Annotated in this window: 9 protein-coding genes; 5 read left to right on the top strand and 4 right to left on the bottom strand. The window is 72.5% G+C overall.

Translation table 11 applies throughout. From position 1 onward, the window contains the following. Positions 1-69: 69 nt before the first annotated feature. From OTB20_RS37150 to yicI, 3 genes are all read left to right on the top strand, one after another. Positions 70-1053, top strand: coding sequence for an acetylxylan esterase (locus OTB20_RS37150; protein ID WP_267824356.1), 984 nt, complete (start codon positions 70-72; stop codon positions 1051-1053). Positions 1054-1204: 151 nt separating this feature from the next. Continuing rightward, positions 1205-2605: a GH1 family beta-glucosidase gene (locus tag OTB20_RS37145; protein WP_267824355.1), complete on the top strand. Its 1401-nt coding sequence runs from the start codon at positions 1205-1207 to the stop codon at positions 2603-2605. Further along, entirely contained in the window at positions 2602-4884 is a 2283-nt protein-coding gene (gene yicI / locus OTB20_RS37140) for an alpha-xylosidase (protein WP_267824354.1), read from the top strand. Before OTB20_RS37145 ends, yicI begins: the two co-directional genes overlap by 4 nt. A 114-nt stretch (positions 4885-4998) precedes the next feature. Here yicI and xylA read toward each other — a convergent pair whose 3' ends face one another. Beyond that, the gene (gene xylA, locus OTB20_RS37135) at positions 4999-6171 is read right to left on the bottom strand and encodes a xylose isomerase (protein WP_267824353.1); all 1173 of its coding nucleotides are present in this window, start codon (positions 6169-6171) and stop codon (positions 4999-5001) included. 93 nt (positions 6172-6264) lie between these two features. On the opposite strand from xylA, the gene xylB reads away from it, so the two are divergent. Continuing rightward, positions 6265-7695: a xylulokinase gene (gene xylB, locus OTB20_RS37130; protein ID WP_267824352.1), complete on the top strand. Its 1431-nt coding sequence runs from the start codon at positions 6265-6267 to the stop codon at positions 7693-7695. A gap of 13 nt (positions 7696-7708) precedes the next feature. Further along, the gene (locus OTB20_RS37125) at positions 7709-8929 is read left to right on the top strand and encodes an ROK family protein (RefSeq protein ID WP_267824351.1); all 1221 of its coding nucleotides are present in this window, start codon (positions 7709-7711) and stop codon (positions 8927-8929) included. Positions 8930-8981: 52 nt separating this feature from the next. Here OTB20_RS37125 and OTB20_RS37120 read toward each other — a convergent pair whose 3' ends face one another. The 3 genes from OTB20_RS37120 to OTB20_RS37110 form a co-directional block, all read right to left on the bottom strand. Further along, the gene (locus OTB20_RS37120) at positions 8982-9683 is read right to left on the bottom strand and encodes a FadR/GntR family transcriptional regulator (protein WP_267824350.1); all 702 of its coding nucleotides are present in this window, start codon (positions 9681-9683) and stop codon (positions 8982-8984) included. Between the two features lie 87 nt (positions 9684-9770). After that, positions 9771-10799, bottom strand: coding sequence for an ABC transporter permease (locus OTB20_RS37115; RefSeq protein ID WP_267824349.1), 1029 nt, complete (start codon positions 10797-10799; stop codon positions 9771-9773). A gap of 2 nt (positions 10800-10801) precedes the next feature. Beyond that, entirely contained in the window at positions 10802-12445 is a 1644-nt protein-coding gene (locus OTB20_RS37110) for a sugar ABC transporter ATP-binding protein (RefSeq protein ID WP_267824348.1), read from the bottom strand. Positions 12446-12512: the final 67 nt, after the last annotated feature.

The raw sequence follows: 12512 nt of genomic DNA, 5'->3' as shown, positions 1-12512 counted from the left end.
CTCCCTGCGGCCGCCAAGCTGCTCCGCCACCTTGTCACCTCGTCAGCTCTCCGACCGGAGGAAGCCACCATGCCGCTCACCGATATAGGCGTAGACGAACTCGTCCACTACCGACCAGAGTTGTCCGACCCGACGGATTTCGACGCCTTCTGGCAGCGGACCCTTGCCGAAGCCCGGTCGCACGGCGGAGCGGTCAAGGCGGAACGGGTCACCGCCCAGCACCTGCTGCACACCGTCGAGGTCGACGACGTGCGCTTCCCCGGGTGGAACGGCGAGCCGGTGGCCGCCTGGCTGCTGCGCCCGCGCAACGCGGCCGGACCGCTCCCGGTCGTCGTCACCTACATGGGCTACGGCGGCGGTCGGGGACTGCCCACCGACCACTTGGTCTGGTCCGCCGCGGGCTACGCCCAACTCGTCGTGGACAGCCGGGGCCAGGGCCACGACACCCCGGACCGGGGCGTGGGCGACGGTACGCAGTGGGTCGAGGGCTTCATGACCCGCGGCATCGATTCTCCCGACCACTACTACTACCGGCGACTGATCACCGACTGCGTGCGGGCCGTGGACGCGGTCGCGGAGCTGCCCGGACTCGACGGCCGTCGGATCGTGGTGGCCGGAGGCAGCCAGGGCGGCGGTCTGGCGCTCGCCGTCGCCGGTCTCGCCGGGGACCTCGTGGCGGCGTCGATGCCGGACGTCCCGTTCCTGTGCCACTTCCGCCGCGCTGCCGAGATGTGCGGCGACGGCCCGTACCAGGAGATCGCCAAGTACCTGCGCTGGCACAGCCGCCACCGCGTGGAGCCGGCCTTCGCCACCCTCGACCACTTCGACGGCGTCCACTTCGCCCGGCGGGCCACCGCGCCGACGCTGTTCAGCGTGGGCCTGATGGACCCCGTCTGCCCGCCCTCCACCGTCTACGCCGCCTTCAATCACTACGCGGGCGAGGACCGCACCATGACCGTGTGGCCGTTCGGCGACCACGGAGGCGGCTGCGGCTCCAACCCGCCCGTCCAACTGGCCTGGCTGCGCGAGCGCGGCCTGGCGCCGGAGGTCTGACCGCCCCCGTACCACCGGACCGGGCCGCCCGCGCGTGGGCGGCCGGCGCGCCCGGCCGCCCCACGTACTGAGCCCCGCGCGCCCGGCCGCCCCACGTACTGAGCGCCGCCCCCGAGACCGAGGAGCCCGACAGACCCATGAAGTACCGCCCATGAGCGCCCCGGCCTTCCCGGAACTGCCCGCCGGGTTCCGTTTCGGTGCGGCGACCGCCGCCTACCAGATCGAGGGCGCCCACGACGAGGACGGCCGCGGTCCGTCCATCTGGGACACCTTCAGCCACACCCCCGGCCGTACGCTCGACGGTGCCACGGGCAATACGGCCTGCGACCACTACCACCGCCACGGCGAGGACGTCGCCCTGCTGCGCGGGCTCGGCGCCGAAAGCTACCGCTTCTCGATCTCCTGGCCCCGCCTGCTGCCCCGGAGAACCGGGCCGGTCAACCCCAAGGGCCTGGACTTCTACGACCGCCTGATCGACGACCTGCTGGCCGCCGGAATAGCGCCCGCCGTGACCCTCTACCACTGGGACCTGCCCCAGACCCTGGAGGACCGCGGCGGCTGGCGCGTCAGGGAGACCGCCGAGGCGTTCGCGCAGTACGCGGCCCTCGCGGCCGAGCGCTACGGGGACCGGGTGGAGCGCTGGATCACCCTCAACGAGCCGTACTGCTCCGCCTTCGTCGGCTACGCCGAGGGGCGGCACGCGCCCGGCGCCGAGGAGGGCCGCGGCGCGCCGGCAGCCGCACACCACCTGCTGGTCGGCCACGGCCTCGCGGTACGGGAGCTGCGCGCCGCGGGCGCCCAGGAGGTCGGGATCTCACTCAACCTCGACCGCATCCATCCCGCCTCCGCTCTGCCCGAGGACCGAGCGGCCCTGCGCCGCGCCGAGGTCCTCCACAACGAAGTCTGGACCGAGCCGCTCCTCGCCGGCCGATATCCCGCCCACGAGGCCGAGACCTGGGGCGGCCTCGCCGACGGTCCCTGGCGGCTGCCGGGCGATCTGGAGCTGATCGGCGCCCCGCTGGACTTCCTCGGAGTCAACTTCTACCGTCCGATCACCGTCGCCGCCGCGCCCCACCGCGCGAACGACCCCGCACTGCGCACCGCCGTGGACATCGGTGTCACCGAGCTGGACCCGTACGGGACCCGGCACACCACCATGGGATGGCCCGTGGTCCCGGACGCGCTGACCGAGTTGCTCCGCGGACTGCGTGCCCGCTACCCGGAGAGTCCGCCGGTCTGGATCACCGAGAACGGCTCCGCCGAGGCGGACACCGCCGGCCCCGACGGACGGGTCCACGACACCGAGCGGATCGACTACCTCGCGGACCACCTCGCCGCGGTCGCGGACGCCATCCGCGCGGGGGTGGACGTGCGCGGCTACTACGTCTGGTCACTGCTGGACAACTTCGAGTGGGCGCGCGGCTACGGCCGGCGCTTCGGCCTGGTCCACGTCGACTACGACACCCTGACCCGAACGCCCAAGGACAGCTACCACTGGTACCGGGGCCTGATCACCGCGCACCACGCGCGGACGGAGGAAGCAACCCGATGAAGTTCACCGACGGCTACTGGCTGATGCGCCCGGGCGTCACCGCGCGTTACGCCACCGAGGTCGCGGACGTCCAGGCGGACGAGCACCGGATGACCCTCTACACACCGGTGAAGCACGTACGCGGCCGCAGCGGCATGCTCAACAGCGCGCTGCTGACGATCGAATGCTGGTCGCCGGCCGAGGGCGTGATCGGGGTCCGCGTCACCCACCACGCGGGTACGGTGCCGCGCGGGCCGGAGTTCGCGCTGCCCGGCGCTCAACCGGATGTGGGAAAGGTGTTCCGGGACGGCACGGTGGTCGAGCTCCGTGCGGGTGAGCTGTCGCTGCGCGTGGACACCTCCCAGCCGTGGCACCTGGAGTTCACCGCCGACGGGCGGATGCTGACCTCCGTGGGAGAGCGCGGCACGGGCTTCGTCACCGACGCCGCCGGCCGGCACTTCATGCTCGGGCAACTCTCACTGGGCGTGGGAGAGTCGGTGTACGGGCTGGGGGAGCGGTTCACCCCGTTCGTCAAGAACGGGCAGGTCGTGGACATCTGGCAGGCCGACGGCGGCACCAACAGCGAGCACGCGTACAAGAACATCCCCTTCCACCTGACCAACCAGGGGTACGGGGTCTTCGTCAACCACCCCGGCAAGGTCAGCTACGAGGTGGGCTCCGAGTCGGTCGGCCAGGTGCAGTTCAGCGTCGAGGACCAGTCGCTGGAGTACTTCGTCGTCCACGGCCCGACCCCCAAGCAGATCCTGGAGCGCTACACGGCCCTCACCGGTCGTCCCGCCCTGCCCCCGGCCTGGGCGCTCGGCCTGTGGCTGACCACCTCCTTCACCACCGACTACGACGAGGCCACCGTCAACCGCTTCGTCGACGGCATGGCCGAGCGCGGCATCCCGCTGAGCGTCTTCCACCTCGACTGCTTCTGGATGCGCGAATACCAGTGGTGCGACTTCGAGTGGCACTCGGACACCTTTTCCGACCCGGCCGGCATGCTCGCCCGCCTCAAGCAGCGGGGACTGCGGATCAGCGCCTGGATCAACCCCTACATCGCCCAGAAGTCGGCGCTGTTCGCCGAGGGCATGCGCGAGGGCTACCTGGTGCGCCGCCCGGACGGCAGCGTGTGGCAGTGGGACCTGTGGCAGCCCGGCATGGCCCTGGTGGACTTCACCAACCCCGCCGCCCGGGACTGGTACACCGGGAAGCTGCGCACCCTGCTGGACCAGGGCGTGGACTGCTTCAAGACCGACTTCGGCGAGCGCATCCCCACCGACGTCGTCTGGCACGACGGCTCCGACCCGGAGCGGATGCACAACTACTACACCCACCTCTACAACCAGGCCGTCTTCGAGCTGCTGCGGGCAGAACGCGGTGAGGGCGAGGCGCTGCTCTTCGCCCGCTCCGCCACCGCCGGCGGCCAGCAGTACCCGGTCCACTGGGGCGGCGACTGCGAATCGCACTTCAACGCCATGGCCGAGTCACTGCGCGGCGGGCTCTCCCTCGGCCTGTCCGGCTTCGGTTTCTGGAGCCACGACATCGGCGGCTTCGAGGGCACCCCGACCCCGGCCGTGTTCAAGCGCTGGGTGCAGTTCGGCCTCCTCTCCTCGCACAGCCGCCTGCACGGGAGCAAGTCCTACCGCGTCCCGTGGGACTACGGCGAGGAGGCCGTCGAGGTCACCCGGGAGTTCACGCTGCTCAAGCACCGCCTCGCTCCCTACCTCCAGCGCGCCGCCCAGCAGGCCCACGCCACCGGCATCCCCGTCATGCGCGCCATGGTGCTGGAATTCCCCGACGACCCCGCCGCCGCCGCGCTCGACCGGCAGTACCTGCTCGGTGACGACCTGCTCGTCGCCCCGGTCTTCACCGACGACGGCACCGTCGACTACTACGTGCCGGAGGGAACGTGGACGAACGTCCTGACCGGTGCTCAGATCACCGGTCCGCGCTGGGTCCGCGAACAGCACGGCTTCCACACCCTGCCGCTGCTGGCCCGCCCCGACTCGGTCATCCCGCTCGCCGCCGACGACCAGCACCCCGTCTCCGCCTGGGCGGACGGCGTCGAACTGCGGGTGCACGCCTTCGCCGACGGCGCCGAGCGCACCGTCGTGATTCCACGCACCGACGGCCCCGGTGAGACGGCCCGCTTCAGCCTGCGCCGTCAGGGCGACCGCCTCCACGTGAGCACCGACAGTCCGCATCCCTGGCAGCTGCGGTTCGGCGGACAGGCCGGAACCGTTCAGGCCAGGCCCGCCGGCACCCGGGAGGCCTCCTTCGCCTACCCGGCTTGAGCCGGCCGGGCCGGGCCGGTCGGGCGGCCGGTCGAGGGTCACCGCCCCCTGGCGGTTCCCGCATGGCGGAGCCGGGCCGTGGAACGTCACGGCCCGGCTCTTGGGTGCACCGGCTCAGCGGGCGCCGAGGAGGTGTTCGAGGGCGAGCTGGTCCAGCTGTTCGAAGGCCATGCCGCGGCGGCCGGCGGCGTCGACGTCGAACTCGTCGAAGGCGGACGGGTCGGCCAGTAGCCCGGCCAGGCCGTCCTCGGCGGTGGGGAGGGCCAGTTCGGGCAGCCGGGAGGCGGCGAGCGCGGCCTGGACCTCCGGATCGGACCGGAAGGCGCGGGCACGCTCCGCCAGGAGCAGGTAGTTGCGCATGCAGCCGGCCGCCGAGGCCCAGACGCCGGCGGAGTCCTCGGTACGCGGAGGCTTGAAGTCGAAGTGACGGGGGCCGTCGTAGCCGGCCGACTCCAGAAGGTCGACCAGCCAGAAGGCCTGGCGCAGGTCGCCCGCACCGAAGCGCAGGTCCTGGTCGTACTTGATGCCGGTCTGGCCGTTGAGGTCGATGTGGAACAGCTTGTCGTGCCAGAGGGCCTGGGCGATGCCGTGCGGGAAGTTCAGCCCGGCCATCTGCTCGTGGCCGACCTCCGGGTTGAGGCCCACCCGCTCGGGCCGCTCCAGCTCGTTGATGAACGCCAGGGCGTGGCCGATGGTGGGCAGCAGGATGTCGCCGCGCGGCTCGTTGGGCTTGGGTTCGATCGCGAAGCGCAGGTCGTATCCCTGGTTCTCGACGTACTCGCCCAGCAGGTCGAAGGCCTCCTTCAGCCGGTCGAGGGCGGTGCGCACGTCCTTGGCCGCGCCCGACTCCGCGCCCTCGCGGCCGCCCCAGGCGACGTAGACCGAGGCGCCCAGTTCCACGGCCAGGTCGATGTTGCGGATCGTCTTGCGCAGTGCGTACCGGCGCACGTCCCGGTCGTTGGCGGTGAAGGCGCCGTCCTTGAACACGGGGTGGGTGAAGAGGTTGGTGGTGGCCATCGGCACCTTCAGCCCGGCCGTGTCCAGGGCGGTGCGAAAGCGCTTGACCGTCTGCTCGCGTGCGGCGTCCCCGGCGCCGAAGGGGATCAGGTCGTCGTCGTGGAAGGTGACGCCGTAGGCGCCGAGTGCGGCCAGCCGCTCCACGGACTCGACCGGGTCGAGGGCGGGCCGGGTGGCGTCACCGAAGGGGTCCCGGCCCTGCCAGCCGACGGTCCACAGGCCGAAGGTGAACTTGTGCGCGGGGGTGGGGACGAGCGGGTCGCTGGTCATGAGGCGCTCCGGATCTGGGCCGAGGGCTATTTGTAATGACGAAAAACAAATTAGTATGCCGAGACGCCAGAAGGAACCCCACCGGAGGAACGCATGTCTGCTCAGCGTGTCGTGATCGGTGTCGACAGCTCGACCCAGTCCACGAAAGCCCTCGCCGTCGACATCGATACGGGCGCCGTCGTGGGCGAGGGCCGCGCCGCACACACCGTCAGTGAGGGCGCCGGCCGGGAGAGCGATCCCGAGCAGTGGTGGCGGGCGCTCGGCGAGGCGGTGGCGCGGACGGGCTGCGCGGATCGCGCGGCCGCCGTCTCGATCGCCGGCCAGCAGCACGGCCTGGTCACCCTGGACGCGGCCGGACGGCCGGTCCGGCCGGCGCTGCTGTGGAACGACGTCCGCTCCGCCCCGCAGGCCGCCGAGCTCACAGCCGCCGTCGGCGCGGCAGAACTCGCCCGCCGCACCGGAAGCGTCCCGACAGCCGCCTTCACGGCCACCAAATGGGCCTGGCTGCGGGCGAACGAACGTGCCGCCGCCGACCGCGTCGCGGCCGTCCGGCTTCCCCACGACTACCTGACGGAGCGGCTGACCGGGGAGGCGGTGACGGACCGCGGTGACGCCTCGGGAACCGGCTGGTGGGGCCCGGACGGCTACGACCAGGACGTCCTCGGCCGGATCGGCCTCGACCCCGGGCTGCTGCCGCAGGTCCTCCCGCCGGGCGCCCCGGCGGGCGCCGTCCGAGCCGGTATGCCACTGCGCCGGGGCGCGCTGGTGGCCACCGGGACCGGTGACAACATGGCCGCCGCCCTCGGACTGGGCCTCACACCCGGCCGTCCGGTGCTGAGCCTCGGCACCTCCGGCACCGTCTACGCCGTCGGCCGCACCCGGCCCGCCGACCCGGGCGGGACCGTCGCCGGCTTCGCCGATGCCCTCGGCGGCTGGCTGCCGCTCGCCTGCACACTCAACTGCACCCTCGCCGTCGACCGCTTCGCCGCGCTCGTCGGCCGCGACCGCGAGGACGTCGAGGGGGGCGGCACGGTGGTGGTGCTTCCCCATCTGGACGGTGAGCGCACTCCCGATCTCCCGTACGCCTCCGGCCTGGTCCACGGCCTGCGCCACGACACCACGCCGGGACAGCTCCTCCAGGCCGCCTACGACGGCGCCGCCCAAGCCCTGCTCGCGGCCCTGGACGACGTGCTGCGCGCCGGAGGCGAGAACCCCGCCCCCGACGTACCCCTGCTGCTGATCGGCGGCGGAGCTCGCGGCGGGGCCTGGCAGCGGACCGTCCTGCGGCTGTCCGGCCGAGCGGTTCAGGTGCCCGAGGCCCGGGAACTGGTCGCGCTCGGGGCCGCCGCCCAGGCCGCCGCAATGCTCACGGGTGAGCCCGCCGACGCTGTCGCCCGGCGCTGGCGGACCGCCGGGGGCCGGGTACTGGAGCCCGTACCCCGTGACGACGACACGCTCGAACGGATCACCAGTACGCTGCGGCGGGCGCGGGCCCTGCAGGAGGCCCCGCCCGCACAACGATAGGAGGGTCGGCTCCATGGCGGGGATCGGGAGGGCGAGCGGTGGCGTGGAGGCCGCGCCCGCCTCACAGCAGGGGATGCGCCGGCAGAACCTCACGGTGGTGATCGGCGCGGTCGCCGCGCACGGCCCGCTCTCCCGGGCGGACGTCGCCGGGCACACGGGCCTGACCAGGCCGGCCGTCTCCTCCATGGTCGACGAGCTCATCGGTCGCGGAGCTCTGACCGAGACGGAGACCGCGCCCAGCGGACGGGTCGGCCGCCCCGGACGGGCGCTGGCCCTGAACGATCGGGGGCCCGCGGGCCTCGGCCTGGAGATCGGAGTCACCCATCTCGCGGCGTGCGTCGTGGACCTGCGCGGTGAACCCCGGGTGTGGCGCCGCGTGGAGCGGGCCAACGCGGGCCGGCCGGCCGGGCAGGTGCTGGCGGAGGCCGCCGCGCTGGGCGCCGAGGCGGAGTCCGGGGCCGCCGCCCTCGGGCTGCGCGTCGAGGGCCGCGTACTGGCCGTGCCGGGGGTGGTGCCGAACGAGCCGCGCGGGCTGGTCGAGCGTGCGCCCAACCTCGGCTGGCACGCCGTCCGCCTCGCCGACCACTGGCCCGACCCCGACACCGTGCCGGATCCGGAGAACGAGGCCAACCTCGGGGCGCTGGCCGAGTACTGGCACACCGAGCAGGCCGCGCAGACCTTCGTACACGTCTCCGCCGAGGCCGGCATCGGCGGCGCCCTCGTCATCGACGGGCAGCTGTTCCGGGGAGCCCGCGGCTTCGCGGGCGAACTCGGCCACCTGCCCGTCCACCCGGAGGGCGCGCCCTGTGCCTGCGGGGCACGCGGCTGCCTGGAGCAGTACGCGGGCGAAGCGGCCGTGCTGCGCGAGGCCGGGCTGGCGGACGTCGCCGACCCGGTGGCCCTGCTGGCCGAGCGGGCGGCCGCCGGGGACACCGCGACCCTGCGCGCCCTGGACCGGGCGGGACGGGCCCTGGGCCTCGCCCTCACTTCGGCGGTGAACCTGATCGACCCGGACGCCCTGGTCCTGGGCGGCGCCTACGCCGAACTCGCCGACTGGCTCCTCCCACCGGTACGCGCCGAACTGGCCGCCCGCGTCACCGTCCGGCCCTGGACCCCGGACGCGGTGCGCCGCTCCGCCCTGGGGCGGCGCGGACCGGTCCTGGGCGCGGCATGGTCGACCGTCCGGCAGATCATCGCCGATCCCACCCGGCTGCCGGCCCCTCCCGCACCGTGACGACGGCGTGCCGGCGCCACCGGTGCGCGGGGGTTGAGGGAAGACCGGGCGGTCAGTCGTCGATCGCCCGCAGCGGGTCGTCGTTCAGACTGGCGGCCAGCCACTGCTCCACGGCCGTGATGTGGACGGTCGCGGCGGAGGCGGCCAGCAGGGCGTCGCGCGACTGGAGCGCGCGGAGGATCTGCTCGTGGTCCTGGTGGGCGTTGTCCAACGCGTGACGGGTCAGGCTGCCGCGGACGATACGGACGCGCTGGGTGCGGGTGGAGAGTACCCGTAGGAGCATCGACAGCACGGGGTTGCCGACGGCTTCGACGATCCTGAGATGGAAGGCGATGTCGTGGGCGACGAACTCCTCCACGGTGGTGGCGGCCCGGGACCTGTCGAGGATGTCGCGCAGTTCCCGTAGGTCGTCCGGTGTCAGCAGGGCAGCGGCGAGTCCGGTCGCCTGCGGTTCCAGCAGTCGGCGTACCTGGACCAGTTGCAGGGCCGTGTGGCCCTGGGAGACATCGGCGGCGAAGGAAAGGCTCTCCAGCAGGAGATGGGGCTCCAGGCTGGAAACGTAGGTGCCATCGCCCTGTCGGGTGATCAGGATGCGCATGGCCGTCAGCGCCCGGACGGCCTCGCGCAGCGAATTCCGGGACAAGCCGAGTTGTCCGGCGAGGATCTCCTCCTTGGGCAGGCGGGATCCGGGCGCGAGTTCGCCGTCGAGGATCATCGCCTTGATCTTGTCGATCGCCTCGTCCGTCAGTGCCACTTACGTGCCTCTCAGTGCCGGGTGGGTGCGGGGCGGTGGTTGGGCCGGACCGGGGCCGGGGCCTGCGCAGCCGCATGCGGGGCGTGGCTATTCCTGCTTCTCGCCGGACGCGAACCGGGAGATGACCAGGGCGACGATGATGATGGCGCCATTGAGGAACTGGTTCCACAGGGGCGGTACGCCCGCCAGCGTCATGACGTTGACGACGAGCTGGAGGGTGAGGATGCCGGTGAGGGCGCCGAAAACGGAACCCTTGCCGCCGTTGAGGCTCACTCCGCCGATGACGGTCGCGGCGAAGACCTGGAAGATCCAGCCGCTGCCCTGCGTGGCGGAAATGGAGCCGTAGTGCCCCGTATAAAGTATACCGGCGAACGCGGCGAGCATGCTGCCGAGGACGAGGACGATCCACACGACGCGGTCGACGCGGATGCCCGCAGTGCGGGCGGCCTCGGCATTGCCGCCGATCGCGTACAGCGCCCGGCCGTGCCGGAGCCACGCCAGCACACTGCCGCCGACCGCGAAGAGCAGCGCGCACACCCAGATCGCGGCGGGCACGCCCAGCCAGGACGCCCTGCCCAGGTAGGTGAAGGACGAGGGCAGCTCGACGATGGACTGGCCTTCGGAGAGGGCGACTTGCAGTCCGCGCAGCAGTGTCAGGGCGCCGAGGGTGACGATGAAGCCGTTGAGGCGCAGCTTGAGGATGAGGAAGCCGTTGACGGCACCGATCAGCGCCCCGACCAGCAGGCAGAGCGGGACGACCGTCCACTCGGGGAAGAGGCCGAGTCCGGTGAACCGGCCCCCGCTCGCGGGCAGGATCAGCCACACGGCGATGACGGGAGCCACGCCGATGGTGGACTCCAGGGACAGGTCCATCCGGCCGGCGATCAGGACGAAGGTGGTGGCGAGCACCAGCAGGCTCAGCTCGGTGGACTGCTGAGCCACACCGATCAGGTTGTCGGCGGTGAGGAAGGCCGGCGAGACGATGTACCCGATCAGGCCCAGGACGAGGATCGCCGGGACCAGGGACAGTTCGCGCAAGCTCCCGAGGCCGATCCGGCGGCGGGCGGTGTCCGCCGTGCCCGGTGCGTGCTCGGTGAGTTCTGTGGTGGCGGACATGGCTACCTTCCGTGCTCGTCTGCGCCGGATGAGGCGGGTGGGGCGGATGGGGGAGACGTGGTGGCGGGAGACGCAGGGGCGGGAGACGTGGTGGCGGGAGCCGGGTCGCCGGCGACGCCCTCGATGGCGGCGACGAGGTCCTCGTCCTTCCATCCCTGGTCGAACTGGGCCACCACCCGCCCGTGGAACATGACGACCACCCGGTCGCAGACCTTCAGGTCGTCGAGCTCGTCGGAGACGATCAGCGCGGCCTTGCCGCCGTCCGCGACCTGCCGGATCCTGCCGAGCAGGAACTCCTTGGACTTGACGTCCACACCGTTGGTGGGGCGGATGGCCACGAGGACGTGCGGATCTGTGGCCAGGGCGCGGGCGACGACGACCTTCTGCTGGTTGCCGCCGGAAAGGGCGGACACCGGGGTGGCGGCCCCGGGAGCCTTGATGTCGAGGTCCCGGATCATGCGCCGCGCGAAGGTCCTGGTGCGGGCGGGCAGCACGGTGCCGAACGGGCCGAGCTGGTCGGTGACGGTGAGCGTCGCGTTCTCCGCCACGCTGCGGTTGGTGACCAGCCCCTGGTGGTGGCGGTCCTCGGGGACCAGACCGACGCCGGCGGTGAGCGCGGACGGCACACTGCCGGTGCGTACGGCCTTGCCGCCGACCGAGATCCGGCCGCCCTTGGCTCGGTGCAGACCGGCGACCGCCTCACCCACCTGCACGTTGCCGCTGGCGGTGGCGCCGGCGAGCCCGACGACCTCGCCGGAGCGTACGGAGAGGGAGACGCCCTCGAAAGCACCGGGCAGTGTCAGGCCGTCGATCGCCAGGAGCTCCGTCGAGTCGGCCCGCGTGCCCGGGGGGCGTGCGGCGCCGGCGGTGACTGTGGAGGCGGACTCGCCGGTCATGGCCTCCACCAGGGCGGGACGGCCCAGTTCGGTGACGGGCGCGGTGAGGATGTGGGCCGCGTCGCGGTAGACCGTGACCGTGGTGCAGAGGTCGTACACCTCTTGCAGGTGGTGGGAGATGAAGAGGAAGGCGACACCCTGGCGCTCCAGATCGCGGAGCTTGCCGAAGAGACGGCCGATGCCGCGGCCGTCGAGCTTCGCGGTGGGCTCGTCGAGGATGATGAAGCGGGCGCCGAACGACAGGGCCCTGGCGATTTCCACGAACTGCCGCTGCTCGACGGTGAGGTCTTTCGCCCGGGCGGCAGGGTCGACGTCGACGCCGTACCCGCCGAGGAGCTCCTCGGCGCGTCGGCGCAGCTGCTTCCAGCGGATGGGCCGCAGCGGGCCGCCGCTCTGCCGGTTCAGGAAGAGGTTCTCGGCGACGGTCAGCTCACCGATGATCGTGGAGCGCTGGTAGACGCAGGCGACGCGGGAGCGCCAGGCGTCGATGTCGCCGAACGCGGGGGCCGCCTCGCCCGAGAAGCGCAGCGCTCCGGTGTCGGGCTGCGAGAGGCCGGTGAGGATGGACACGAGCGTCGACTTGCCGGCGCCGTTGCGACCGACCAGGGCGTGCGACTCGCCCGGGGCGATGGAGATGTGGGCGTCTCGCAGCGCGACGGTCGCGCCGAACCGCTTGCTGACGCCGGTCGCCTCGGCCACAGGGGCCGGGGTGCCGGGGCCGGTCGCCGGGGCGGTTGCGGTGTCCGCCATGGTGGATACCGTCCTTCGTGTACGGAGGCTGGGGCGCCGAGGTGCGTAGGGCGTGCACCCGGGGCTG

It is taken from the genome of Streptomyces sp. H27-H1 (genome assembly GCF_026627445.1).
Lineage (GTDB): Bacteria > Actinomycetota > Actinomycetes > Streptomycetales > Streptomycetaceae > Streptomyces.
The sequence above is the reverse complement of the archived record's forward strand: the minus strand, read 5'-3'. Positions and strand labels throughout refer to the sequence as shown.

Bases quoted from the DNA above. Each gene is read 5' to 3' on its own strand.
- OTB20_RS37150 (WP_267824356.1), top strand. From the start codon at position 70: ATGCCGCTCACCGATATAGGCGTAGACGAACTCGTCCACTACCGACCA.
- OTB20_RS37145 (WP_267824355.1), top strand. From the start codon at position 1,205: ATGAGCGCCCCGGCCTTCCCGGAACTGCCCGCCGGGTTCCGTTTCGGT.
- yicI (WP_267824354.1), top strand. From the start codon at position 2,602: ATGAAGTTCACCGACGGCTACTGGCTGATGCGCCCGGGCGTCACCGCG.
- xylA (WP_267824353.1), bottom strand. From the start codon at position 6,171: ATGACCAGCGACCCGCTCGTCCCCACCCCCGCGCACAAGTTCACCTTC.
- xylB (WP_267824352.1), top strand. From the start codon at position 6,265: ATGTCTGCTCAGCGTGTCGTGATCGGTGTCGACAGCTCGACCCAGTCC.
- OTB20_RS37125 (WP_267824351.1), top strand. From the start codon at position 7,709: ATGGCGGGGATCGGGAGGGCGAGCGGTGGCGTGGAGGCCGCGCCCGCC.
- OTB20_RS37115 (WP_267824349.1), bottom strand. From the start codon at position 10,799: ATGTCCGCCACCACAGAACTCACCGAGCACGCACCGGGCACGGCGGAC.
- OTB20_RS37110 (WP_267824348.1), bottom strand. From the start codon at position 12,445: ATGGCGGACACCGCAACCGCCCCGGCGACCGGCCCCGGCACCCCGGCC.